The following is a 25021-nucleotide window of genomic DNA, read 5'->3' as shown; positions in this document are numbered from 1 at the left end:
TGAAAAATAAAAAAAGCCCGCAAAATAGCAGGCTTTCACCTTTTGAAGATTAATCTTCTAAAACGACTTTAGGATGATCACGTAAATAGTCTTCAGTACGTTGCATTGCATCTTTAATATTTTGGATGGCATTTTCCACATCGGCAAAGGTTTTGGCATTGCCACCACTTAAAGCCTGACGCCATTTTCGAGCACCTGGTAGATTTTGGAATAAACCTAAAATATGACGGGTAATGATAGAAAGCGGCGCACCTTCTTCCATGCGTTTAGCAATATACGGTAGCATCTGATCGATAATATCGAAACGGTTGGGTAATTCGAGATCCCAAAGCTGACCAATCTCAGCCAATAAATACGGGTTGTGATAAGCCTCACGGCCAATCATCACGCCATCAACATGTTGTAAATGTTGCTGTGTTTCAGCAAAGGTTTTCACCCCGCCATTAATTTCGATCAATAAATTTGGACGGTCTCGTTTCAAACGATAAACATCTTCATAACGTAAAGGTGGCACATCACGGTTTTCTTTTGGCGACAAACCTTGCAGCAGGGCAATACGGGCATGCACGATAAAATTGTTACAGCCAGTCTTTGCCACGGTATCAACAAAATGCAGCATTTCTTCATAAGACTGCATGTCATCAATCCCGATGCGGTGTTTCACGGTCACTGGAATATCAACAGCATTTCGCATTTCAGTAATACATTCTGCAACCAAATCAGGCTCTGCCATCAAGCATGCGCCAATTTTATTGTTCTGAACGCGGTCACTCGGACAGCCGACATTGAGGTTTACTTCATCATAGCCCCAGTCCTGTGCCATCTTGGTACAGGTCGCTAAATCTTTGGGATTTGAACCACCAAGCTGTAACACAATCGGGTGTTCTTCGTTGTTATAGTCCAAATGACGATTCGCACCGCCAAATAATATCGCACCTGTGGTGACCATCTCGGTGTAGAGAATCACATTAGGGTTAAACAAGCGTGCAAAGAAACGATAGTCACGAGTCGTCCAATCCATCATCGGCGCAACACTAATTCGTGGTTGAAGTTTATTTTCAATGGGTTGGAGATCAGTCATTAAAAAAACACGCCTTAAAAGAACAAGATGGAAGAACGAAATGGAAAATGGTGAAGAAATACCAAAAGCTGTCTGAAATACGATGAAAAAAACCGCATTTCAAGACGCGCGCAATATTAGCATAAATTGTGGTTTGGGGCATGGTCTTGCTAGTGTGGCTTATTCAAAGTCAAGCCAGAATGAGTTGGAAGTGTGGCTTAAGTAATTTAAATTTTTATGTGATTAATCTATAATTTTATAAACTTTATTGTATGGTTTCTCAGCAAATTTAACTGCCTGCCTTTATGTCTTTATTTTCCCAATATCTAATGCAACGCCAATTTTGTATCTCGTTTGAATATCTAACGACGCAAAAACCGCATTTGGTCCCAACGACATTTGCGGGCTTTCCTGTGTGCATGACATTGGCTGACCGAGTGCAAAGTGACACGGATATTGCTCCTTTAGTAGCGATGCAAGACTATGCTCAAAGCATTGAAAAAATTCTGCATTATTCGGGGAAAGGTCGAGATATCTCAGATTTTCAAACTTTTCTGAAAGATGCTCAGCAGCATGGGGTAGAGAATTTACTCTTGCTCAGTGGCGATAAGCTCAAGCAGCATCAGGATGGGGCAAATGATCCGAGTTTACGGAGCCGTTATTTAGAATCTGTGAATCAAGTCATGGCAGCCAAAGACTTTGGTGGGTTTTATTTAGGGGTGGCTTTTAATCCGTTTAAATATGCAGAAGCAGAAAAGGATGCGCAGTATTTTAAACTGAATAAAAAAATTCAAGCTGGCGCTGACTATGTGATTACACAGTTGGGCTTTGACATGGATGTGTTGAGCAGTTACCAACACTATATGCAGCAATACTATCCACATGTACCTGTATTGGCGTGTGTCATGCCGCTAACATTTGCCCGTGCCCGTTTTATGGCCAAGCAAAAAGTTGCAGGCATCGTGCTTTCAGCAGATGTATTAAATTTTTTGCAACAAGAACAGCAAACAGACGCCATACAAGCAGAACAGAATGTCTATGCTCGCTGCGCTTTACAAATTTTAATGTGTCAGCATCTGGGCTATGCAGGGGTTCATTTATCGGCTTGCCATAAAGCAGTAGAACAAGAGAAGTTGCAAAAAGCAATTTTGCAATTTGCCACATTAACGTTTGAACAATGTTTAGCAAAATGGAAAATGCTTTGGCGCTCTAGTGTTGAGGTGAACTTCCAACCGACGGGCGCAAATAACCATAAGGCTCCAGTTGAACAGGTTTTGAAATATAAAAGTATGCATGTCATGCATGAGTTATTTTTTAGTTCAAAACTGGCCAAAGGGACGGGATCTTATATTTTTTCGGCCAAATTATGGCAAAAACCGAAAGCTGATGCGGCCTTGCTGAAAACAGAATTTATCAGTAAACATGGCATCGTGGGCTGTGAAAATTGCGGACAATGTCGTTTAGGTGAAACCTTATATATTTGTCCTGAAACCTGTCCCAAAGGATTAGCCAATGGACCCTGTGGTGGCTCCAACCTTGACCGCTGTGAGTTTGAAGACCGTGAGTGTATACACTCGGTCAAAGCGCGGTTGGCGAAAGCCGTGGGTCAAGAAAAAATGCTGAAGCAAGAGCTCATCCCTACCGTTGCAATTGAAACTCGGCACAGTAGTTCTTGGAAAAACTGGTTCGTTCCACCGACATCGCCACCAATAGAACATTAATTCATTTAAAGCATTATTCAGTCTGCAAACTTTATAAATGTGAATCTTTCAGGCGCTAATCATTCTAAAAATCAGACGAATAGTCGTATAAAAAAATGAAAAAGATGAAAGAAACAATTAAGATCAACAGCAGATGAAAATCAAAAATTAAAAATAGATATTTGAAGAATTTGGGGAATACCACATGATGAAAAAGACCTGCTTAGGAATAGCGTTGGTTTTCACATTGTCAGGCACAACAGGCTGTTCAGTTGTCATGGCAAGCAAGCAGCCGAGCAAGAAAAATACCGAAATGATTCAACAAGGGCTGTCTCGTAACTTGGTAATTGCTGAATTTGGCGCACCGATCATCTCTGAATATAAAAATGGCAAACGCCATGAAATTTATACTTTTACTCAAGGTTATTCGACTGCCAGTAAAGTGGGACGTGCGTTTTGGCATGGTGCGGCAGATGTGGCGACTGTGGGGTTATGGGAACTTTTAGGAACACCTGCCGAATCCGTTTTTAACGGAAAGAAAATGTCTTATGAATTGATTTTTGATGAAAATGATCAGTTAGAACGTTATACCTATCTTACACAAGATGAAACCAAATAGTTGAATATAGAGATATTTTGATTGCATGGTGGTAAACAATTGCGCTAAGTTCAAATGGTAGAAAAATAAACGAATTATCCATTGGAATTTAGCAGGCATGATGCTACTTGAAGAAATATTTAAAAGTAAAAAGTCGGAACATACCGACCAATTTAATTTACGCATTCATCGAGGGTTAAGTTGGCTGAAAAAGTCGATTGATCTTCAAGATGACCTCGATTTGCAATTTATCAGTTTGTGGGTGTCCTTCAACGCAATATACGCGCAAGACTTACAGATTGCGCAGGACAAGCAAAGCTTAAGGCAGTTTTTATATGTGATTTGCCAAAAGGATGCAGAGCATAAAATCTATAATATTTTATGGGAGCGTTTTAGTCAGCCGATACGGTTGTTTTTAGATAATCCCTATGTTTATCAGGGCTTTTGGGATTATCAAAATCAAAAAATTAGCCATGACGCATGCAAAGAGGGCTTGGCGCATGAAAAACAGAAAGTACTACGCGCGCTTAAAGAAAAAGATTCCGTTGATATTTTAATGGTGCTGTTCAATCGCATGTATACGCTACGCAATCAAATGGTTCATGGCGGCGCGACCTATAAAAGTTCGGTCAATCGCAAACAACTTCAAGATGGCTGCACAATACTGTTGGCACTCTTACCAGTATTTATGGTGATTCTTTTAGAAAATGCAGAAACCTTGGATTTAGGCAAACCCTTTTATCCTGTGGTGCAGGTCAGTTAATTTCAAAAACATAAAGCCACAGTAATGTGGCTTTAGAGTAATGATCCATACATTTCATTGTGGATATTTTAGTTGACGCGCAGTATAGAGTTGATCGATCAAGACAAAAAATCCAGCAGCAATGACTAAAGCAATCCCTGTCATGCAGGTGGTGGTCCAGCCGCCATGATGCCATGCAAATACGCCCAAAGCTGAACCACATGCACCACCGACAAAATAAAAAGTCATATAAATTGAATTGATTCGAGAGCGTGCAATCGGGTTGAGTTGGAAAATAATATTTTGATTACAGCTATGCACCATTGCCAAACCGAGGTTAATTAAACCATAGCCCAAAATATAAAAAGCAAGAGATGATCCACCCAAATATAGCAGTCCCCAACTGAGGGCTAAGATGCTGCAACCGAGCCAGGTTAATTTTCGGTTAAAGCCTAAATCTGCCCAACGCCCAATCCACTGTGTTGATAGGGCACCAAACACACCAACTAAAGTCACAACACCAACCCAAACATCGGCCAACTGAAAAGGTGGCTCAGTCAGTAACATGGCAATGGTGGAAAACAGCATACTCATCGCGGCAAAGACACAGCCTCCAATTAGAGAACGGAAAATTAACCGTGGCTCATGTTTGAGTAATGCGCCCATTGACTGGAAAACTTGGCTGTAGGGCATCCGTGTGATGCTGACCACGGGCAGACGTTTTTTGAGTAAGAGTGCTAATACCAACATCAAGAGCGCACTGAGGATGTAAATCGATTTCCAATGAAACAGATAGGACAATAAGCCAGAGAGACTGGTCGATAACAGAATGCCGACCAATAACCCACTCATTAAAAAGCCAACAACTGCCCCAATTTTTTCAGGTCGTATCGCAACAGTGACCAAAGGGATAAGAACCTGAGCAGCCACTGAAAATAGCCCCGTGATAATGGTTCCTGCCCAAAGCATGTATAGATTGGTCGAAAAAGCACAGAGGGCTAAACCGACAGTCGCACCAAGCATGAGTAATGGAATAAATTTGGCTTTATTCACAATATCGCCAATCGGCACAATAAACAGTAGACCCAAAGCATAAGAAATTTGCGCAAAGGTGACGGTTAGCGCAACTTCAGATTGTGGAATTTGAAAGCTCTGTTGGATAGAAGCCACTAAAGGTTGGCAATAATAATTGGCACCCGCACATAAACCACATGCAGCAGCCATAAGCCACAACAGGGTTTTATCATGGCTAATGTCGATCGAGGCTTTCATAAATTGTCCAGATATTGGGCGGAAGCGTATGCAAAGAATTTGCTGCCACGCTGTTGTGGTCACTATAAGGAAAATCAAACAGGTCTTAAAGTGTTTCTCTGTGAATTGTATCCACGCACGCGTTTAGGATTTCTTACTGAGACTGATCATCAAGACACCCAGCATATTCAGACCGCAACCGACCCATTGCCATAGGTTTAAGTGTTCATTCAATAAAGCGACGGCCAGTAAAATCGTTAAAATGGGCCCGATAGAGGCAATCATAGCCGATTGTGCAGCCCCAAGTCGGACGATACTTTGCATCATCAAAATGGTTGGAAGCACGGTTACCAATAGTCCTAGCGCTAAACCATACAGCCAGACTTGACTCGGGAGTTGTTGGAGCAAGGCGATAGGCTGTGGTGTTGCAAATAGAAAATGAATAATCGTCCCAACGCAGGCTATGCTCAGGGCTAGACCAGTAAAGTGTAAAGAACCAAACTTTTGCATGAGGCCTGGCGTGAGTAATAAGTAAATTGCAAATAACACGGCACTGGCAAAAACCAAACTACATCCGAGCCAAAAATACTGATCATGTGGTGTGGTACTTTGTTCTTGTAGCATCACTAACACTGTCCCGCCATAACTTAAAATCAGGGCAAGGATGGTTTTAAAACTCAGTGGCTTTTTGAATAAAACAGCGGAAGCCAGTACAGTTAATGTGGGATACAGGAAAAGTATAATTCGTTCAAGCGAAGCACTGATATACATCAAGCCACGGAAGTCGAGCCAACTCGAAAAGTAATAGCCGATTAGACCGGAAATGAGCAAGAGCACCCAATCTTTTCGTTGAATCGTTTGATAGGAACGTCGACTCAGCCATGCAATGACCAAGAAAAACGGCAATGCACTCATCATGCGTAAAGCCATGAGGACTGTGGCATCGACAAGAGGAGAAAGTGCATAGGCTTGCTTAATAAAAATCGCTTTGGTACTAAACAAGAAGGCAGCAATCAGTGCAAAAATTGCACCGATGAAGTGCGGACTAAGGTTTCTTGACATAAGTTAAGGTGTGCCTCATGACGACTGAACGAATTCGACAGCATTGTTCCGACAAGTTTGAACTGTCATTCTGATTATAAAAAATGCATCGTGTGAGTAAAAATGCAAAAAAAGAATAGGACTTATTCCTTTATGCATAAGGGATTGCTAGATCAAACATGAAAAACAGTGGAAGAAATGACCAATTTGGTTTTGAATTTTTTAATCTCAACATGACTCGGCAGGTCAAATATATCAGGCTGAAACATTTAAGGTGAAAATTGCACATAAATGGTGCAATAGTGTTTTTTTGGGATAGAAAGTCAGTAGCGATATCATGATGCTAAATATTCAAAAAATTATTTTTTTAGCTAAAAAAGTCAATTCTAAGTTAAGGCGAAGCATCAGGTGGGGAGAGCAAGATCTCAATAAACCCGAAACGTGCGCAAAAATCCATCGGATATTCAAGCTGACCGATTTGACGAGACTGTGGCAGAAAAAAGTCAGTTTTCAATGCAGGTCAGCACGTCAAAACTGTCAAATGAGTCAACGAGCTGATGCAGTCTGAATGAAATAGCGGCTTTACCTGACTTAAGTCGATTTTTCACGACACGTTCAGGTCATTAGTTGTCGAATGAAAATGTCACAATGATCAACGCACTGAAACAATCAGCACTAAAACCAGCGAAATTATTTATTTTTTTGGTCTTAAGTAATATTAAAAAGTTATAAATAGGATAAAAATGAGTAATAAATCGACAAATAAAACTGAATAAATGAAATATCGCACTATTCTTTTCATGAATCATGAGTTCAAAATATGGGTATTTATTAAATAAATATTGGGTAGTATTTTAAAAAAGTTCAATTAGAATCCAAAAATTGTACAAAAACACATCCTGAGGGGAGACATCGCGGATTGCGATGTTTACTTAAGAAAAATTAGCTTGAGGAACGCTCATGCAGATCGGAATTCCAGCCGAAACTGTTGTCGGTGAAAATCGCGTCGCTGCGACGCCTGAAACAGTAAAGAAGTTGATCAGCGCTGGTCATAGCGTCGTTATTGAACGTGGGGCAGGGGTAAAAGCTGCTTACATCGATAGTGCCTATGAACAAGTTGGTGCCAAAATTACGGATGATGCCTATACCGGTAGTCAAATGATTTTGAAAGTTCGTGCACCTAAAGGTGACGAAATTCAAAAACTCACAGCGGGTACCACCGTTGTGGGGATGTTTGACCCTTACCGCAACACCGAACTTGACCAATTTGCGTCACAAAACGTGTCTGCATTTGCATTGGAACTTTTGCCACGGACCTTATCTCGTGCGCAAAACATGGACGTACTTTCATCTCAAGCCAACCTTTCAGGTTATAAATCTGTGCTTTTGGCTGCGGCAGAATATCAACGTATGTTCCCAATGTTGATGACAGCAGCAGGTACAGTAAAACCTGCACGTGTTGTGATCATGGGCGTAGGTGTCGCAGGCTTACAAGCCATTGCAACAGCGAAACGTTTAGGTGCCGTAGTTGAAGCCACTGACTTACGTCCTACAGCACGTGACCAAGTTGAATCTTTGGGTGGTAAATGGTTAGACGTACCAATGTCACCAGAAGAGCAACAAAACGCAGCTGATGCTGCGAAAAATGGTTATGGCTGGATGCCGGGTGAAGACTACATTCGCGACCAAGCGATTATTGTTGATAAAGCCGTATCGAATGCTGACATCGTGATTACGACTGCATTATTGCCGGGTCGTGACGCACCACGTTTAATCAAAGCAGAAACTATTGCCAAAATGAAACCGGGCTCAATCATTCTAGATATGGCGGTTGAAACTGGCGGTAACGTTGAAGGTTCTGTTTGCGGCGAAAATGTCGTGACTGCCAATGGTGTGAAAATTCTCGGTATTCCAAATATTCCTTCAACAGTTTCGACTGAAGCGTCGGCACTGTATGCACGTAACGTTTTGAATTTCATTGAAACCCTGTTTGATAGCGAAAAGAACTTCGCAATTAACCCTGAAGAAGAAATTCAAAAAGCACTACTTGTCACTCATGGCGGCCAAGTGCTGCTGAAACGTGGTTAAGGAGAATCATCATGGTTGAAACGATTACTATTTTTGTCTTGGCAATCTTTGTTGGTTACTACGTGGTTTGGGGGGTAACACCTGCACTACATACACCATTAATGGCTGTAACCAATGCTTTGTCCTCGATCATTATCGTTGGTGCGATGATTCAAACCGTTGGTATCCCAGGTATTGTGGATGCAAGCGTACAGTTCCAAAGCATTAACGTGGTGAGTATTTTAGGTGCGATTGCCGTTTTCCTTGCAAGTATCAACATTTTTGGTGGCTTTGCGGTGACTGCACGTATGCTTGAAATGTTCAAACCTAAGCAAAAGAAAAAAGAGGGTTAATCCATGGAATTCATTAAAGAATATGCGGATTGGTTCTACCTGATTGGTGCCGTTCTTTTTATCTTAACGTTGCGTGGTTTGTCTGGTCCAAAAACTGCGATTCAAGGTAACCGTTATGGCATGATCGCAATGGCAATTGCTGTAATTACTACATTCTTTGTCGCAGATCATCCAGTGATTTGGATGATTGTGGGTGCAATGGTGTTGGGTGCGGTCGTTGGTATTGCACGTGCAAAAACAGTTCCGATGACGCAAATGCCTGAAACTGTGGCACTGATGCACTCATTGGTCGGTTTGGCTGCGGTACTGATTGCGATCGCTGCGATTCTACATAACAACCAATTGACTGCGGCATTCGCGGAAAATGAAGCGGTATTAACAGCAGCGGGTGTAGAACATGCCCACATGAGCAAAGTTCATTTATTTGAATTGTTTGTAGGCTGTTTCGTTGGTGCGATTACATTCACAGCGTCGGTATTTGCTTACGGTAAATTGGCTGCGAAGAAATGGGCAAAAACCATTTCAGGTGGATGGGTAAAACCTGTTCAAGCCTTAGTTTTCCTTGCGATGTTGGCGTGTGGTATCTACTTCTTTACCACAGGCAACATGAATGCTTTCTGGGCAATGACTGTTCTTGCACTTGCATTTGGTTGGGTATGGATTGCACCTGTAGGCGGTGGTGATATGCCAGTGGTGGTATCGCTACTGAACTCATTCTCAGGTTGGGCAGCAGCAGGGATTGGTTTCACGCTTGAAAACAACATGCTGATTGTTGCAGGTTCACTGGTTGGTTCATCGGGTGCAATTCTGTCTTACATCATGTGTAAAGCCATGAACCGTTCAATCATCAACGTTTTGTTTGGTGGTGCAATGGGTGGTACAGCAGTAGCGGCGGCGGATAATGGTGAAAAAGCACAGCGTAATCACCGTTCAGGTTCTGCAGACGATGCTGGTTTCTTAATGTCAAATGCGGACAGCGTGGTGATCGTACCGGGTTATGGTATGGCGCAAGGTCGTGCACAAAATGCCGTGAAAGAATTGTGTGAAATCTTAAAAGAACAAGGTGTAAAAGTTCGTTTTGCGATTCACCCAGTGGCAGGTCGTATGCCGGGTCACATGAACGTACTTTTAGCTGAAGCTGATGTTGCATACGAAGACATTCTTGAAATGGACGAGATCAACTCAGACTTCCCAGCAACAGATGTAGTACTGGTGATTGGTGCGAATGACGTTGTGAACCCAGCGGCAAAAGACGATCCAAGTTCTCCAATTTACGGTATGCCAATCCTTGAAGCGCATAAAGCACGTACCATTATGGTGATCAAACGTTCTATGGCTACAGGCTACGCAGGTCTAGATAATGACTTGTTCTATAACGATAAAACGATGATGATCTTCGGTGATGCGAAGAAAGTTGTGGAAGATATGACAAAAGCCATTAATGGCGGCGGTCATTAATCCATGCTCCCAAAGTCCCGCTGTGATAAAGCGGGATTGAGGAAGATTTAAAACCACCTTCGGGTGGTTTTTTGTTTTCTTTGCTTTTATTTTCTTCGCTTTTGATTAATTGATGCTTCACACTAAAAGTGCACAAATATTTAGCGCATCAGGTGCTTGAATCAAATTGATGCGTATTTTGAAAACAAGGTGCAGATTGATGCGCTGTTTTGTTTCATTAGAGTTGATCTCAGTGATTCACAACATTGTCGCGAACTGGTTTTGTGACGCAATGCATTGAAAAATAATTAATTGTCTAAAATTTGGTATTCTTTTTGCACAGCATGGTTATTCTTGGGGGAATAATCATGAAAAAAACATACTTGATGGCACTGTTTCTGAGTGTCCTGACATCGACTGCATGGGCAGATGACCCGCAAATCGCCAGTAATATTCAAGAAATTCGTATCTCGCTCGACAGTATTTGGGTGGTACTGGGCGGTATCTTGGTGTTCTTTATGCAAGCCGGATTTGCCATGATCGAAAGTGGTTCAGTTCGCAGTAAAAATACCGTGAATGTACTCATGAAAAACTACATGGATGCCTGCTTGGGTGGTCTGGTGTTTTGGTTGGTGGGTTTTGGTCTGATGTTTGGTGTAAATACCACGGGCTGGTTTGGCTTAAGTCATTTTGCACCCGATCAACTGGATGATTGGCACTGGAACCTTCTATTTTTCCAAATGATGTTTGCTGCAACGGCAACCACTATTGCCAGTGGTGCCATGGCGGAGCGGATTCATTTTGTGGCTTATGTGGTGAGTGCTGCCGTTGTGTCAGGTCTGATTTATCCTGTCTTTGGTAGTTGGGCATGGGGCAGTTTATTTGGTGGAGACGGTTGGTTAAAAGCACTCGGGTTTATCGATTTTGCAGGTTCGACCGTGGTGCATTCGATGGGTGGCTGGGTAGCTTTAGCGGGCATAATCGTACTGGGTCCACGTTTGGGGCGATTTGGACGTAATGGGCAAAGCCATTATTTACCGGGGCATAACTTACCATTAGTAGCATTAGGTGGTTTTATTTTATGGTTAGCATGGTTTGGTTTTAATGCAGGCTCGACCATTAATGCCAATGTCAGCGTAGGACGTATTGCTTTAAATACGCATCTTGCAGCGTGTGCGGCAGCGGTTGCATACATGTTGCTCTGCCTCATCCGATCTAAAGCCATTTTGATCCGCAGCACGATCAATGCCTCACTGGGTGGCTTGGTTGCCATTACGGCAGGCTGTGCAACGATGTCTCCACTGTATGCGGTCATCACCGGGTTATGTGCAGGTATTATGGTGACCTTCCTGCCAATGCTCATGGAAAAAATGAAACTGGATGATGTAGTGGATGCGGTGACGGTACATGGTTTCTGTGGCGCATGGGGAACATTGGCTGCAGGGATCTTCCTTGAAAATAATATGTTTAATGGCGATGTCATCGCGATACAAGGGCTTGGAGTGATTGCAGCCTTTTTATGGGGCTTTGGCGTTGCGTTCATTGTATTTAAGGTCTTGGACAAATTGTTGGGTGGCTTACGGGTGAGTAAGCAACATGAACAACGTGGTTTGGACTATACCGAACATGCTGAATTGTCTTATCCCGAGTTTCAAAAAGATGTGACTTTTGAAACGGATGATATGACCAAGCGTCATTAACAGGAGTAAAGCAATGAGTACCGAACTGTTGAATTTGGCACAACGCCGCGAAGCTTTAGAAAAAGGCTTACAACAATTTATTCATGGGACTTTACTCGACAGTGCGCTACGGCACTGGGAGCAGCAGTACAGTATGAAACCGTCATTTGTCTTGAATCGCTTCTTAAATGAAATCTGTACCACCGAGGAGCTTCGCTTTTATCGTAAAGATATGCTGAAGCAAGTTTTGTATGAGTTATCTACCTTAGAAAAGCAGGAACTGTTAAGGGTTGAAAAACCACAGGAGCAGGTACAAGAAGACGAGCTCATTGCAGAAACGATTAGCGAGGCCTTTTTAGGCTTTATCGAGTCAGTCATGCTGACGGTGAAGTCTAAAGATCAAGCTGATTTCATCCAAGATGTGATTGAGCAATTAGAAGAAATTGGGCTGGCAATTGCAGCAAATGCACAAATTAATACGGCGAGTTTTGTCGAGTTTTTGCCCTTGACCAGTTATGCCAAAGTTTTAACAAGCATTTATGAAGTGTATTGTGACTTTTATGGCCCGATGCGTGCAGACCAAGTTTATGCACAAACCAAGCTGAAAATTAAAGCCAATTATCCTGAGGTGGATTTACACCAACTGCTTTAGTGTCGGGGGTAAAACACCATGAAGCTGATTGTCCGTGTATAAAGTGAAGGGATAAAAAAAGCGACCTAATTAGGTCGCTTTTTTCTGGAAGCTTAAGCTACAGTTTCTGGAGCTGTACGCCATAAGCTTTCTAAATCATAGAATTTACGTGCTGTAGGTAACATCACATGTACCACTACAAAACCGAGATCAATCAGGATCCATTCTGCATCACGTTCGCCTTCAACACCGATAGGGCGGAATCCAGCTTTACGTGCTTCTTCTGCCACGTTGTCTGCAAGAGACTTAATGTGACGAGTTGAAGTACCGCTTGCAATAACAATCGCATCTGCTACGTTGCTGATAGTGCTGATATCAAGTTCAATAATATCTTTGGCTTTTACATCTTCAAGTGCTTTACGTACAACAGCTAAGCACGCTTGTACGTCTTTGATTTGCGTTGATTTTGCGAGATCGAGAGAATTAGAAGCGCTGGGCGATGGTTCTAAATTCATAGAGGGTATGATTTCCTGACAATTTTACATGATCTAATATAGCGGTTTTGTTGCTGAATTTCAAATCAACACGTCATTGACCATTGGCTAAATGAGGGAAGTATTTGTCTTTCCACGCAAAAGAATGTGATGAGTTGCTTCGTGGTCGGTATTCAGCCGCGATGTAACCTGTATATTGGCTTTGATCTAACCATTTAAAAATCTCTGCAAATGGAATCTGCGCTGAGTCAGGTTCATGTCGCCCCGGACAGTCAGCAAACTGTATGTGACCGATATCCTGAATATTTTCTGCCAAAGTACTGAGAATATCTTCACCCATCATCGCCATGTGGTAGCAGTCATATTGCATCTTCAAAGTAGAGTGTTGTACAGCTTCAAGCATTTCCTGAGCTTGGGCAATATTTTGCACCAAAAAGCGCGGCATATCAGTGCCATTAATCATTTCAAATACCGGTTGAATATGATGTTCGGACAACATGTGGCATGCCAGTTTAAGGTTGCTCGACAAGGTATTTAAACATGGGAGTAAGTCTGCATCTTGGGGCTGTTTGCCGGCTAAAATATTGACACTCGGTACATTTAACGCAGTGGCATAGCGAATACATTGCTCTAAGGCCTGATGAAATTGATTTTCACGCCCCGGAACTCCCGCAAGACCATCGCCGCCTTGCATCAAATCACCCGCAGGGACATTGATTAAACACAGGCTTAAATCATTGATAGTGAGCTGGGTTTGGATTTGCTCAATACTCAGCTCATACGGAAACTGAATTTCTACATGCTTAAAACCATGTTCACGAGCCAAAGCAAAACGCTCTAACAACGGCACTTCGGTAAAAATCATGGATAAATTAACCGCGAGCTGAGTCATGTATATCGTCCTTGAAGCAATTTACTTCTAAAGTGAAAGTCGTTAGTTTTGTTCGACATGTTGAATGATGGTGGCTAAATCTTTTTCTGCAAAACCATTGTCCTGATGGGCTTTGAGTTGCGATAAAGCAAGGCTGGCAACAGGGATGCTTAACTCAAACTCGGCGGCCAGTTGGACTGCATTATTCAGGTCTTTAGATAAAGTTTGAACTTTCCATTGCACGGGTTCGAACTGATGCGAGGCCATACGTGGAGTTAAAATCTGAAAAGGTTTTGAGTCTGCAAAACCACCGGCAAGCGCTGGTGCTAATAACGTGGTGTCTACACCTGATTTCTCGGCCAATGCAACGGCTTCGGCGATTAACGTACTATTGGCAGCAACGATCAGCTGATTACAAATTTTGGTGGCTTGACCTGTACCTGAGTCGCCCATGCGGGTAACACGTTGAGATAAAACATTGTAAATCAGACTCAAATCTTGAATCGTTTGAGCATCACCACCGGCAAAGATGACCAAAGTGCCTTGTTCAGCACCTGCTGTGCCCCCCGAAACAGGAGAGTCAATCCAAGTGACTTGTTTCAACTTTGCAGCTTGAGCCAATTGATGGGATTGATTCACAGAAAGACTCGAGAAGTCGACAATAATTTGTCCTGCCGCTAAATGGGTTTCGATGCTTGCATACACCGCGGCAACAGCAGCATCATCTGCGAGACAAGATAAAACCACAGGATAATGGGCAATCTTGTCCAATTGAAGCGCTGTCGCGCCAATCGCAATCAACTCATCACACGCAGCGGCAGTTCTGTTCCATACCGCAACTTCAAATCCTGCCTGAATGAGACGCGTGGCCATACGGCTACCCATCAGCCCCATACCTAGAAATGCAATTTTTGTATTACGATCAAACGCCATGTGCTGTACTCAATCTATCCTGTGTGACTATTTTACTTATATTGGCGTGGTAAAAACTGAACCTCTGGGTTCTTATCTTTTTTACGTGCCAATTGGCTGTTTTTGCCGAGCAGTAATTTAAATTGCCAGATTTTTTCTAAGCGTAAAGAGCGTTTTGGACTATGTTCCATAGCATCTAGCACTTGTTTTGCCGCTGCCAAGGCATCTGGTGAACGTTGCGATAATTCTTCGGCTAACTGCTGTGCCTGAAGCAAAGGCTGTACATTTAAATGCGTCACTAAGCCAATATCCTTGGCATATTCTGCGTCAAAAATACGTGCTGTAAGGGTTAATTCTTTGGCTAAATCCAGTCCAATCACACCTTTGAGCGAGCGGGTTAAACCCATATCAGGGACTAAGCCCCAACGACTTTCCATAATCGACATTTGCGTTTTCGGGTGGGCAATACGGATATCGGCAGCCAAGGCAAGTTGCATGCCTGCACCAAAACAAAAGCCTTCAAGTGCGGCAATCACCGGCACAGGAAGTTGTTGCCAAATCAAAAAGGCTTTTTGAAATAAACTTTGACCGGGCTTTAACAGTTCCCACGCGGCATAGGCACGATTTTTCGGATCATTGAGGTCAGCCAAATCAATGCCAGCACTAAATACATTGGCTTCACCGGTTAAAATGACACAGCGTAAGCTACGATCTTTTTTTAATTTTTCAGCGGTGCTAACCAATTCTTTGAGCAATGCAAAGCTCATTGCATTACGTTTTTCTGGACGGTTTAAGTAAACCGTTGCAATGCCATTATTTTTTTCTACACGTAATAAAGCCATGGTAATTACTCTTGTTGTTTCTGCGCCCGAGCATAGCATGCACCCTGACAGGATACATGACAGTGCAGTCACAACAGAAGCTGGACGGCACTGACTTTAGTCGGACTGCGCTTAATTATTTTGTTTGGCTAAGATTTGTTGAGCCGCGTGTTCAACTTGCCTCATGACATTTTTTAACTCATCAAAACGGTTCAGGGTTTCTTGAACAAAAGCTTCATCTGCTTTACGGCGTTCCTTACGTAAGGTCGATACAAATTGCTCAAATTGACCTGAAACCTCTTGGAGGGTCGGAGCGCCCACATAGCGGGTTGCACCATAAAGCCGATGTAGCACATGCTCTAATTGTGGGAAATCTTCATCTTCGATGAGCTGTGCCATTTCATGGATTTCTTGCTCAAAGCTATCGACGAGCATTTTCAGTAAATCGACTGCAAGGTCTTCTTTATTCGCGGCCAACTGCAAGCTTTGTTGCCAATCTAAAATGCTCGGCTCTAGGGCTTCAATCACTGAACTGCGCTCTAAAACCGGCACTTTCTTAAAGTTATCGGTAGTCCATTGGGTCAAGATTTGAATAATTTGATCCATTTGAATGGGCTTTGTGACATAGTCATCCATACCACTTTGCAGAAGCTTTTGTTTTTCATCAGAGAGCGCATGTGCCGTCAAAGCGATAATTGGAAGGCGCTTATGATTTTCAAAGGTCGACTCAAGAGAACGAATGGCACGCGTGGTATCGACACCTGACATCACAGGCATTTGAATATCCATAAAGATGAGGTCAAAAGCCCCCAAACCTTGCTCTTGGCGAGCTTGAATGATTTCAATGGCTTCTTGTCCACTCAAAGCCTTGGTGGTTTTCACATTTAACTCAGAGAGCAGGGCTTCAAGCACAATCAGGTTTGGCAAATGGTCGTCGACAGCCAAAATGTGCAGACCTTGACCATTAAATTCTTCATGCTGCTCTTGATCAAACCAAGGCTCATTACTCAATAACTGAATCAGCGCTGTACGGCTGAGTGGTTGATGCAATGGGCGAGCACGGTACTCGTTCAACATGCTTGGATCGAGCATCATTTGGTAGCCATAAACCGCTAAGTTACCGCTATAACGATGACGAATTTCTTTCAGTAAGGCTTCGGAGTCACCACTGTGATCGACGATCAACCAGGTATTTTCATTGGTTTTTAGCTGATTGAGTCGACTAAATAAATCAAGGATCGACTGCGTTTCAATATGTTCAACATCATAATTTTCTAAGTAATGACGCAGGACATTGGCGGTTGCTGGATGTGCTAAGTAGGAAACGACTTGTAGATTGCTAAATTGTGGATGCACAATTTCAATTTCTTCATCGACCACAAAGCGCGCAGTAAACCAGAAGGTTGAACCTTTTTCTGTTGGGGCACGTTCTTGGTTATCTTCAAAACCAATTTGTCCATGCATCAGGCTGACTAATTGTTTGGAGATGGCAAGACCTAAACCTGTACCACCAAATTGACGGGTAACAGATGCATCACCTTGCGAGAAGGATTCAAACAGTTTCTTACGGTCGGTACCGCTTAGGCCGATACCACTGTCTTGCACACTAAAGTGCAGCAGACATTGACCGATGTCATCATGCTCCATACGGACACGGACAATAATTTCACCATCTGGAGTGAATTTAATTGCATTTGAAATTAAGTTGGTCAAAATTTGCTTGAAGCGTAGGACATCACCAACCACAAATTTCGGCACATTGTCCGCATAGTAGAAGGTCATATCGATGTGTTTTTGTGCTGCCAATGGCGACAACATATCCATCACATCAAAGACGGCTTCTTCTAAGTCAAATTGCGCAGTTTCGAGTTCTAGTTTGCCGGCATCAATTTTGGAGAAATCGAGCACGTCATTAATTAAAGCCAATAAATGCGCAGAAGATTTACGAATCGTTTGTAGATATAAATTTTGCTCATTACTGAGGTTGCCTTGGCGCAGTAAAAGATGAATAAAGCCATCAATACTGTTGAGTGGCGTGCGCAGTTCATGGGAAATATTGGCCAAGAACACCGACTTCGACTGATTGGCATGGATCGCTTGGTCACGTGCTTGACGGTAGGTGATGTTTTGCACCTCTAAAGTATCAAGCGTGCGTCTTAAGTCATCTTCCGTTTGTTCGGTATGTTCACGTAACTCTAAGAAACTGAAATGTAAGCGTTTAACCACATTGGCAATATCACGCTGTAATAAACGAAGTTCGCCAGTACTGTTAATGATCATGTGCTGATCTAGAGTGTCGGCATTTAAACGTTGTAACTGCATGCGAATTTCGTACATTGGTGCGATCCAACGACGTGAATAAAAATTCAAACACAGCAAAAGTAATAAGAGCGTCAATAAACCCGTTGCAATCAATACGATTAACACGCGATAGCGGGCAATTTGCAGCGGTTGATTGTCCAGTTCAATGCTTAACCATGCCGGCGTCTGGGTTGAATCTGAAATTTTCAGGGCATAAATATGGTTGCCCTGATGTGCAATCGGTCCAATAAAAGACGCTTTACTGTCAAAAGCAGGCCAAATATCTTGATCTTGAAAGCCAATGCTCAGGCGGTTGTTGCCTTTAAGATCTAAAATCGCAGCACGAATCAAATGTTTTTCGTTCAACATGCTTTGCATGGCATTACGAGCTTGATCAAATTGCCACGGATAATGGTTGAGCAACTCTATGGCAGATTCTGACGTGGGTTGATAGCGCGTCAGGATCGCGACAGCCATCTGTTTTTGTTGTGCTTTGGCTGCATTGGAGGTTTCTGTTATTACCAACATCGCACCGACACAAGCCAAAATGGTGATCGGCACGAAAATAAGTGCAATCAACTGACCATAGGCATGATTTAAGTGTAGGCGTTTAAAAAGCTTTTTGTTGATATTTGACATGGTTTAAGCAGTTTATTCCTTATGCCCCGAATATTAGCATGGATTATTTAAAACTGATTGTGCTTTAATCACTTTCGCGAAAAAGCGAGGCAAATGGGTGCAGGCAAAGGCATTTTTTCATACAATAGGCGCACCTCGATATAGGTGTGAATAATGAGTAATACAACCCCTGATTTTCAAGCAGACGATTTTTTATTAGACCATTACGTCGGCAACACGCCGTTAGTGCGTTTACAGCGTCTGGCAAGTCATACTCAAGCAACAGTATTAGCCAAGTTAGAAGGCAATAACCCAGCGGGTTCGGTCAAAGACCGCCCTGCATATAACATGATTATGCAAGCGGAAAAGCGTGGTCAGATTAAACCGGGTGATACGTTGATTGAAGCGACGAGCGGAAATACAGGGATTGCTTTAGCCATGGTTGCTGCAATGCGTGGCTATAAAATGACCTTGATCATGCCTGCAAGTTCTAGCCAAGAGCGTAAAGATGCCATGCGTGCCTACGGTGCTGAACTGATCGAATCTGAAAACATGGAAGAAGCACGTGATCTTGCCCTTCAAATGGAAAAAGACGGCAAAGGTTTAGTCCTAAACCAATTTGGTAACCCAGACAATGTAGAAGCACATTACCTCACTACGGGTCCAGAAATTTGGAAACAAACGGGCGGTAAAATTACACATTTCGTCAGCTCTATGGGAACCACCGGGACCATTATGGGGATTTCGAAATATTTAAAAGAACAAAATCCGGATATTCAAATTGTCGGTTTACAGCCGTCTGAAGGCTCAAACATTGCTGGTATTCGCCGTTGGCCACAAGAATATCTTCCTACGATTTTTGACCCTTCACGTGTTGATCGTATTATGGATATTCCGCAAATTGAAGCGGAAAAAACGGCTCGTCGTTTAGCGCGTACAGAAGGTATCAGTGCAGGTACATCATCGGGTGGTGCGGTATGGGCTTCAGTTAAATTGGCTGAAGAAAATCCGGATGCCGTGATTGTTTGCATCGTATGTGACCGTGGTGACCGTTACTTGTCTACTGGTCTATTCTCTGTTGTTGATCCTGAATAATTACAGTGGCCGAACGGCACTGGTGAGTACTTATGCGTTTACCTGTTTTAATTTTTGATATCGAAACACTGACAGATTTGAAGTCAGGTGCGCATTTGTATGGACTGGATCTGCCTGAGGTGGATCTAGATGCTGCGCTGACTAAACTGCGTCGCCAAGAGGCGGGCACGGATTTTCAGCGTTTGGCCTTGCATGAAATTGTCTGTATCTCTGGACTATGGATTGATGAAAAGGGCATGAAGTTGTTTTCATTTAGCCGTGAAGACAATAGCGAAGCTGAAATTTTAAAAAAATTCGTTTCTATTTTTGAAAAGCGTCATCCGACCTTGGTCAGTTGGAACGGTTCACAGTTTGATTTGCCTGTGATTTTGTTCCGTGCCATGTATCACGGACTATCTGCACCAAGTTTGTTCGATCAGGGCGAGATTGATACGCAAAAGCGCTATAATAACTACCAGAATCGTTATCATCATCGTCATGTAGATTTGATGGATGTCATGGCCATGTTCCATGGTCGTCATTTTCAAAAGCTCGACGATGCAGCACATTTACTTGGTTTCCCCGGTAAACGTGGTGATGGTGGCTACCATGTGCCTGAATATGTGCGTGAACAACAGTGGATGGAACTGACCAGCTACTGTGAAGGTGATGTGCTCAATACATGGTTGATTTATTTACGCTGGCTGTTGCTGAAAGGACAGTTATTGTTAAATGATCATCAGCACTTGATTCAAAGTACGATTCAATATTTACAAACTCAGCCGCAACACGCTGACTTTTTATCGGTATGGCAGCAAACCTCGCAACGTACCGAATTCACTCAATCTGATTTCCCATCTTCCACACATTAGGTACGCATGAAACACAAAGCCAAACCCCAAAAAGCCCAACAACCCATTTATACATTTCAGGTTGAATCGCTTTCACATGAGGGGCGAGGCATAGCGCACTTTGGGACGCATCCAGATCATCCTACAGAAAAACACGGTAAGAAAGTATTTATTCGTTATGCCTTGCCGGGTGAAACAGTGCGTGCGCGTATTACCAATGTCGTTAAGCGTCTTGAAGAAGCAGACAGTCTGGAATTGCTGAGCGAAGAGTCTACACTACGAGTAAAACCGGCCTGCCCACATTATGGGGTCTGCGGTGGTTGTAGCATGCAACATATCCATCCCGACGAGCAAATTCGTTTAAAACAAGATGTTTTACAATCACATTTGCAACATTTTGCCGGCATTCAGCCTGATCAATGGTTAGCTCCTTTACGTTCATTGCGTGAAGACTACCGTCGCAAAGCACGTATTGGTGTGCGTTACCTACCTGCAAAAGATAAGCTCGTGGTCGGCTTTCGTGAGAGCCAGTCAAATAAGCTGACTTCGATTGACCGTTGTATGGTGTTGGATCGTGAGTTTGGCTCAATCACCACACTCAAACAATTGTTACAAAGTTTGCAAGGTAAAGCAGATATTGGGCATATGGAACTGGCCATGGGAGATCAAGAAATTGCTCTCCTGATTCGTCATACGGCGGAACTTTGCGCGGAAGATGTCAACCAATTAGTAAAATTTGCGTTACATAAAGAGTGGCAACTGTACTTACAACCTGAAGGGCCAGACAGCTTACATCGTGTGGATCATCCCGATGCACCGATGCGTCTGCACTATGGTCTAAGTGACTTTGCTGTGAAATTTGGCTTTAATCCTCAGGACTTCACGCAAGTGAATTCCACGATTAATCCGCAAATGGTGAAACTGGCATGTGAATTGCTTCAGTTACAACAGGGTGAGCGAGTTCTAGATCTGTTTTGTGGCTTAGGAAACTTTTCTTTACCACTTGCTCAATGTGTGGGTTCAACGGGTCAAGTCGTTGCAGTTGAAGGGAGTGAAGAAATGGTTCAGCGTGGTGCAGAAAATGCACAAAACAATGGCCTTTCGCAACTGAAATTTTATTCACAAGATTTAACAAAAGATTTTTCGCATCATTCTTGGGCAAAACAAGGATTTGATGCATTATTGATAGACCCACCACGTTCTGGTGCAGAAGAAATAATGCGTTATGTGCCCAAATTTGGTGCAAAAAGAATCGTTTATGTGTCATGTAATCCTGCAACACTAGCACGCGATGCTGGAATGCTGGTACAACAAGGCTACCGTTTGAAAAAAGCGGGTGTCATGGACATGTTTACCCATACAGGGCATGTCGAATCGATTGCTTTGTTCGAAAAAGAAAATCAGATAAACGATTAAAAGTTATGAAGCGTAGAAAACTAGGAGTAGGGTATGGTCACAGTACGTGAACAATTACCTGGACGTCTCAATGAGCTGTCTCAGGAAACGACTGTAGAACATGCCGAGCAAGCACAGCATGATTTGGCTGAATGGCTAGAGCGTGTGAGTGGCATGTTTGACGGGGCTCCTCTAAAGCAACTCGAAGAAGTTGCACATCTGACCTTACAGAATGAACTTGAAACAACGGTCAACCATCGCTCGAATACCTTCTATACGGGTATTGAAATGGCGGATATTCTTGCTCATCTGTATGCGGATGAAGATACGTTATCAGCAGCCATGCTGTATCGAAGTGTTCGTGAAGGCGTAACCAGTTTAGAAGAAGTCCAAAGCAAATTTGGCGATCAAGTGCATGCTTTGGTGAAAGGCACGCTTGCCATGGGTAAGTTGTCTGACCTGATTGAGCAAAATAAACGTCTAGAAGATCATTTTAATAATAACCAACGTGAACATTTGACCGGCATTTATAAAATGCTGATTTCGGTGACCGAAGATGTACGTGTTGTATTAATCAAACTTTCTGAACGTACCTATGCATTACGTGAGTTGGCGCACTCAACCAAAGAGCGTCAAGAGCGTGTCGCACGAGAAATTTTAACCATTTACTCGCCGCTTGCGCACCGTTTAGGGATTGCACAGCTTAAGTGGGAGCTTGAAGATCTTGCTTTCCGTTATCTAGCACCTGAACGCTATAAAGAAATTGCCTCTTTACTGAATGAAAAACGTTTAGAGCGTGAACAATATATTCAGTTCGTGACAGAAAAGTTACGTAAAGAACTATTAGATCATGGCATTGAGGCCGAGATTAATGGTCGGGTGAAACACATTTATTCGATTTATCGAAAAATGAAGAGTAAGAACCTGAGCTTTGATCAGCTTTATGACATTCGAGCGGTTCGTGTTCTGGTGGATAATGTACCTGAGTGTTATCACACACTGGGGATCGTTCATCAGATTTGGCGTCATATTCCGCATCAGTTCGATGATTATATTACCAACCCGAAAGCCAATGGTTATCGCTCACTGCATACGGCCGTGATTGCAGAGAACAAATCTTTAGAAGTGCAAATTCGTACGCACAATATGCACGAAGAAGCTGAACTCGGGGTGTGTTCGCACTTTAACTACAAAGAAGGTTCTAAAACCACAGATTATTCATTTAATCATCGCTTACATTCTTTGCGTGCAGTGCTTGAACATTATCAAGAACGAAATGATGCTAGCGCCCATAAAGAAGATGAGGCTTCTGAAAACTTCGAACAAATCCAAGAGTTTGAAGATTTTGAGAAAATCTATGTGTTTAGTCGTGATGGTGATATCAAAGAATTACCACGCGGTTCGACTGTGCTCGACTTTGCCTATCATGTGCATACTGAAGTGGGCAACAAGTGCTATGCAGCACGGGTGAACCAACGTTATGTACCTTTAACCTATACCCTAAAAACTGGGGAACAGGTCGAGATTTTAACCAAGAAAGATCGTGAGCCTAACCGAGATTGGTTGGTAAACTCGCTGGGTTATATCAAGACGGCTCGTGCACGTGATAAGTTGCGTCATTGGTTCCGTCAGCAAGACCGTAGTAAAAACTTGGAAGTGGGACGTGAGATTCTGAATAAAGAATTGTCACGTTTGGCGATTCACCCGAAAAGTATCGATTTGAATGATTACTGCAATCATTTTAATGTGAAATTGGGTGAAGATATCTTGATTGGCTTGGTGAGTGGTGACATTAGCCTGCATGCCTTAATCAATCAGGTTAACCGTCATATGCACCTCGATCAGGATGAGCCTGAACTGGTGTTAAAACCGACATTGAACCCTCGTGCAAGTCATACGCTTTCGGCGCATGGTATTTTGATTGATGGTCTGGACAATGTAGAACTACACATTGCTCAGTGTTGTCAGCCTGTGCATGGTGAATCGATTGCCGGTTATATCACCCTGAATCGTGGCGTGAGTATCCATAAGGTCGCATGTCCGGATTATATCCGTATGATTGGACAAGAGCCTGAACGTGCGGTTGAAGCGGATTGGGAAATGCAGCCAACCCGTGGTCAAAGTGTGCAAATCGTGGTGGAAGCTTATGACCGTCGGGGTTTGCTTAAAGATTTGACTCAAGTGATTTTCTCAGACCAAATCAACATTCGTCAGGTGAATACGATTTCCGAAAGTGATGGTATTGCCAATATGAAGTTATTGATTGAAGTGAAGGGATTGGCGCAGTTGTCGAAACTGTTGGCACGTCTAGAGCAACAACCGGGCATTATCAGCGCACGTCGCTTGGTACAAGGTAGCTAAAAATAAAATTGTATAAAAAACCCGCTGCGTGCGGGTTTTTTATTATATTGGGGGAGAGAAATTATAAAATTGAATGTTTATGCAGCCTTCAGAGCTTTTTGAAAAGCGTCGACAGAATCTAACACAAGCCATTGACCATTGGGTGGCAACAGGTCCTTTTAAAAATGGTAAAGCCGTATGTGAACATTTTGGCTTAGCGGTTCCTTTAATTTCCCAATTATTAAATAGTCATCGGCAGATTGGAGAGAAATTTGCACGTGAATTAGAGACACAATTGGAACTCATAAAGGGAAGTTTGGATCATGAAGTTCAGTTTATAGAACAAGATAATTGCACTGAGGAGCGATCAAACTTAGTCCTTTTTGAAATGCAGGTGGTTGAGACACAGGTATTTTCGTTAAAACCGATTTCAAATAATGTATCTCAATATTCAGCATTATTTAAAAACACTCAAGACCTGTATTTGATTCGCATCACAGCATCGTATTATGCCCCAGTATTACAAGAGGGTTGGCTTGTGGTCTGTGATGAACGGCGAGGGGTAGAGAGATCGGATCTAGCCTGTGTATATTTGCGAAATGGCTTAAATTTAATTTTAAACGTGATACAGCAAACAGATGATACATGGCAATTTGCAAGTCTAGACCAAAAACGACAGGTAGAATTCCTGCAATCCGATATTAAAAAGTTACATCCTATTATTGCGATTTTGCCTAGCTCATTTATTTAAGGTAGTCGCATAAAAAAACCCATCCGAAGATGGG

General features: G+C 42.8%; 21 protein-coding genes. 13 read left to right on the top strand and 8 right to left on the bottom strand.

The window, feature by feature from the left end; all coding sequences use genetic code 11:
- Positions 1-49 precede the first annotated feature (49 nt).
- Positions 50-1081, bottom strand: a complete 1032-nt coding sequence (gene dusA, locus FTT88_RS06390; RefSeq protein WP_180004614.1) for a tRNA dihydrouridine(20/20a) synthase DusA — start codon at positions 1079-1081, stop codon at positions 50-52.
- A gap of 284 nt (positions 1082-1365) precedes the next feature.
- Between dusA and FTT88_RS06385 the strand changes: the two genes are divergently transcribed.
- The 3 genes from FTT88_RS06385 (at position 1366) to FTT88_RS06375 (ending at position 4121) form a co-directional block, all read left to right on the top strand.
- Positions 1366-2781, top strand: coding sequence for a methylenetetrahydrofolate reductase C-terminal domain-containing protein (locus tag FTT88_RS06385; RefSeq protein ID WP_180004613.1), 1416 nt, complete (start codon positions 1366-1368; stop codon positions 2779-2781).
- A 187-nt stretch (positions 2782-2968) separates the two neighbouring features.
- Complete coding sequence (locus tag FTT88_RS06380) at positions 2969-3379, top strand: hypothetical protein (RefSeq protein ID WP_180004626.1); 411 nt, start codon at positions 2969-2971, stop codon at positions 3377-3379.
- A 97-nt stretch (positions 3380-3476) separates the two neighbouring features.
- Positions 3477-4121: a HEPN domain-containing protein gene (locus FTT88_RS06375; protein WP_180004612.1), complete on the top strand. Its 645-nt coding sequence runs from the start codon at positions 3477-3479 to the stop codon at positions 4119-4121.
- A gap of 54 nt (positions 4122-4175) precedes the next feature.
- Here the strand turns inward: FTT88_RS06375 and FTT88_RS06370 are convergent, their stop codons facing one another.
- Positions 4176-5372: an MFS transporter gene (locus FTT88_RS06370; RefSeq protein WP_180004611.1), complete on the bottom strand. Its 1197-nt coding sequence runs from the start codon at positions 5370-5372 to the stop codon at positions 4176-4178.
- 123 nt (positions 5373-5495) lie between these two features.
- Positions 5496-6413, bottom strand: coding sequence for a DMT family transporter (locus FTT88_RS06365; RefSeq protein ID WP_180004610.1), 918 nt, complete (start codon positions 6411-6413; stop codon positions 5496-5498).
- Between the two features lie 939 nt (positions 6414-7352).
- Between FTT88_RS06365 and FTT88_RS06360 the strand changes: the two genes are divergently transcribed.
- The 5 genes from FTT88_RS06360 (at position 7353) to FTT88_RS06340 (ending at position 12580) form a co-directional block, all read left to right on the top strand.
- Positions 7353-8480 (top strand): Re/Si-specific NAD(P)(+) transhydrogenase subunit alpha, encoded by a 1128-nt coding sequence (locus FTT88_RS06360; protein WP_180004609.1) that lies wholly within the window; start codon positions 7353-7355, stop codon positions 8478-8480.
- An 11-nt stretch (positions 8481-8491) separates the two neighbouring features.
- Complete coding sequence (locus FTT88_RS06355) at positions 8492-8812, top strand: proton-translocating transhydrogenase family protein (protein WP_078191287.1); 321 nt, start codon at positions 8492-8494, stop codon at positions 8810-8812.
- Between the two features lie 3 nt (positions 8813-8815).
- Entirely contained in the window at positions 8816-10270 is a 1455-nt protein-coding gene (locus FTT88_RS06350; protein WP_180004608.1) for an NAD(P)(+) transhydrogenase (Re/Si-specific) subunit beta, read from the top strand.
- A 365-nt stretch (positions 10271-10635) separates the two neighbouring features.
- On the top strand, positions 10636-11949 hold the full coding sequence (locus FTT88_RS06345; RefSeq protein ID WP_373683055.1) for an ammonium transporter: 1314 nt from the start codon (positions 10636-10638) through the stop codon (positions 11947-11949).
- Between the two features lie 13 nt (positions 11950-11962).
- The gene (locus tag FTT88_RS06340; RefSeq protein ID WP_180004606.1) at positions 11963-12580 is read left to right on the top strand and encodes a hypothetical protein; all 618 of its coding nucleotides are present in this window, start codon (positions 11963-11965) and stop codon (positions 12578-12580) included.
- A 92-nt stretch (positions 12581-12672) separates the two neighbouring features.
- Here FTT88_RS06340 and rsfS read toward each other — a convergent pair whose 3' ends face one another.
- The 5 genes from rsfS to FTT88_RS06315 form a co-directional block, all read right to left on the bottom strand.
- On the bottom strand, positions 12673-13074 hold the full coding sequence (gene rsfS / locus FTT88_RS06335) for a ribosome silencing factor (protein ID WP_180004605.1): 402 nt from the start codon (positions 13072-13074) through the stop codon (positions 12673-12675).
- Between the two features lie 73 nt (positions 13075-13147).
- A complete protein-coding gene (locus FTT88_RS06330) occupies positions 13148-13945 on the bottom strand; it encodes a hydroxypyruvate isomerase family protein (protein WP_078191282.1) in 798 nt (265 codons plus the stop codon).
- Between the two features lie 42 nt (positions 13946-13987).
- Positions 13988-14857, bottom strand: coding sequence for an NAD(P)-dependent oxidoreductase (locus tag FTT88_RS06325; protein ID WP_180004604.1), 870 nt, complete (start codon positions 14855-14857; stop codon positions 13988-13990).
- Positions 14858-14889: 32 nt separating this feature from the next.
- On the bottom strand, positions 14890-15678 hold the full coding sequence (locus FTT88_RS06320) for a crotonase/enoyl-CoA hydratase family protein (protein WP_180004603.1): 789 nt from the start codon (positions 15676-15678) through the stop codon (positions 14890-14892).
- 111 nt (positions 15679-15789) lie between these two features.
- Positions 15790-18597 carry an ATP-binding protein gene (locus FTT88_RS06315; RefSeq protein WP_180004602.1) on the bottom strand — a complete coding sequence of 936 codons (2808 nt, stop codon included), beginning with the start codon at positions 18595-18597 and terminating at the stop codon, positions 15790-15792.
- Between the two features lie 153 nt (positions 18598-18750).
- On the opposite strand from FTT88_RS06315, the gene cysM reads away from it, so the two are divergent.
- From cysM to FTT88_RS06290, 5 genes are all read left to right on the top strand, one after another.
- Positions 18751-19671, top strand: coding sequence for a cysteine synthase CysM (cysM, locus tag FTT88_RS06310; RefSeq protein WP_078191278.1), 921 nt, complete (start codon positions 18751-18753; stop codon positions 19669-19671).
- Between the two features lie 32 nt (positions 19672-19703).
- Positions 19704-20522, top strand: a complete 819-nt coding sequence (locus FTT88_RS06305) for a 3'-5' exonuclease (protein WP_180004601.1) — start codon at positions 19704-19706, stop codon at positions 20520-20522.
- 6 nt (positions 20523-20528) lie between these two features.
- A complete protein-coding gene (gene rlmD / locus FTT88_RS06300; protein WP_168378728.1) occupies positions 20529-21917 on the top strand; it encodes a 23S rRNA (uracil(1939)-C(5))-methyltransferase RlmD in 1389 nt (462 codons plus the stop codon).
- A 33-nt stretch (positions 21918-21950) separates the two neighbouring features.
- On the top strand, positions 21951-24257 hold the full coding sequence (locus FTT88_RS06295; RefSeq protein ID WP_078194183.1) for a bifunctional (p)ppGpp synthetase/guanosine-3',5'-bis(diphosphate) 3'-pyrophosphohydrolase: 2307 nt from the start codon (positions 21951-21953) through the stop codon (positions 24255-24257).
- Positions 24258-24336: 79 nt separating this feature from the next.
- On the top strand, positions 24337-24987 hold the full coding sequence (locus FTT88_RS06290) for a hypothetical protein (protein ID WP_180004600.1): 651 nt from the start codon (positions 24337-24339) through the stop codon (positions 24985-24987).
- Positions 24988-25021: the final 34 nt, after the last annotated feature.

The sequence above is a fragment of the Acinetobacter sp. YH01024 genome, from assembly GCF_013420195.1.
GTDB classification, from domain to species: domain Bacteria; phylum Pseudomonadota; class Gammaproteobacteria; order Pseudomonadales; family Moraxellaceae; genus Acinetobacter; species Acinetobacter amyesii.
Note: the sequence above shows the minus strand (reverse complement) of the source record. Positions and strands in the feature narration are given on the sequence as shown.

What these genes read in the sequence shown, in the direction of transcription:
- dusA (WP_180004614.1), bottom strand. Translation starts at nt 1,081, where the DNA reads ATGACTGATCTCCAACCCATTGAAAATAAACTTCAACCACGAATTAGT.
- FTT88_RS06385 (WP_180004613.1), top strand. Translation starts at nt 1,366, where the DNA reads ATGTCTTTATTTTCCCAATATCTAATGCAACGCCAATTTTGTATCTCG.
- FTT88_RS06380 (WP_180004626.1), top strand. Translation starts at nt 2,969, where the DNA reads ATGAAAAAGACCTGCTTAGGAATAGCGTTGGTTTTCACATTGTCAGGC.
- FTT88_RS06375 (WP_180004612.1), top strand. Translation starts at nt 3,477, where the DNA reads ATGATGCTACTTGAAGAAATATTTAAAAGTAAAAAGTCGGAACATACC.
- FTT88_RS06370 (WP_180004611.1), bottom strand. Translation starts at nt 5,372, where the DNA reads ATGAAAGCCTCGATCGACATTAGCCATGATAAAACCCTGTTGTGGCTT.
- FTT88_RS06365 (WP_180004610.1), bottom strand. Translation starts at nt 6,413, where the DNA reads ATGTCAAGAAACCTTAGTCCGCACTTCATCGGTGCAATTTTTGCACTG.
- FTT88_RS06360 (WP_180004609.1), top strand. Translation starts at nt 7,353, where the DNA reads ATGCAGATCGGAATTCCAGCCGAAACTGTTGTCGGTGAAAATCGCGTC.
- FTT88_RS06355 (WP_078191287.1), top strand. Translation starts at nt 8,492, where the DNA reads ATGGTTGAAACGATTACTATTTTTGTCTTGGCAATCTTTGTTGGTTAC.
- FTT88_RS06350 (WP_180004608.1), top strand. Translation starts at nt 8,816, where the DNA reads ATGGAATTCATTAAAGAATATGCGGATTGGTTCTACCTGATTGGTGCC.
- FTT88_RS06345 (WP_373683055.1), top strand. Translation starts at nt 10,636, where the DNA reads ATGGCACTGTTTCTGAGTGTCCTGACATCGACTGCATGGGCAGATGAC.
- FTT88_RS06340 (WP_180004606.1), top strand. Translation starts at nt 11,963, where the DNA reads ATGAGTACCGAACTGTTGAATTTGGCACAACGCCGCGAAGCTTTAGAA.
- rsfS (WP_180004605.1), bottom strand. Translation starts at nt 13,074, where the DNA reads ATGAATTTAGAACCATCGCCCAGCGCTTCTAATTCTCTCGATCTCGCA.
- FTT88_RS06330 (WP_078191282.1), bottom strand. Translation starts at nt 13,945, where the DNA reads ATGACTCAGCTCGCGGTTAATTTATCCATGATTTTTACCGAAGTGCCG.
- FTT88_RS06325 (WP_180004604.1), bottom strand. Translation starts at nt 14,857, where the DNA reads ATGGCGTTTGATCGTAATACAAAAATTGCATTTCTAGGTATGGGGCTG.
- FTT88_RS06320 (WP_180004603.1), bottom strand. Translation starts at nt 15,678, where the DNA reads ATGGCTTTATTACGTGTAGAAAAAAATAATGGCATTGCAACGGTTTAC.
- FTT88_RS06315 (WP_180004602.1), bottom strand. Translation starts at nt 18,597, where the DNA reads ATGTCAAATATCAACAAAAAGCTTTTTAAACGCCTACACTTAAATCAT.
- cysM (WP_078191278.1), top strand. Translation starts at nt 18,751, where the DNA reads ATGAGTAATACAACCCCTGATTTTCAAGCAGACGATTTTTTATTAGAC.
- FTT88_RS06305 (WP_180004601.1), top strand. Translation starts at nt 19,704, where the DNA reads ATGCGTTTACCTGTTTTAATTTTTGATATCGAAACACTGACAGATTTG.
- rlmD (WP_168378728.1), top strand. Translation starts at nt 20,529, where the DNA reads ATGAAACACAAAGCCAAACCCCAAAAAGCCCAACAACCCATTTATACA.
- FTT88_RS06295 (WP_078194183.1), top strand. Translation starts at nt 21,951, where the DNA reads ATGGTCACAGTACGTGAACAATTACCTGGACGTCTCAATGAGCTGTCT.
- FTT88_RS06290 (WP_180004600.1), top strand. Translation starts at nt 24,337, where the DNA reads ATGCAGCCTTCAGAGCTTTTTGAAAAGCGTCGACAGAATCTAACACAA.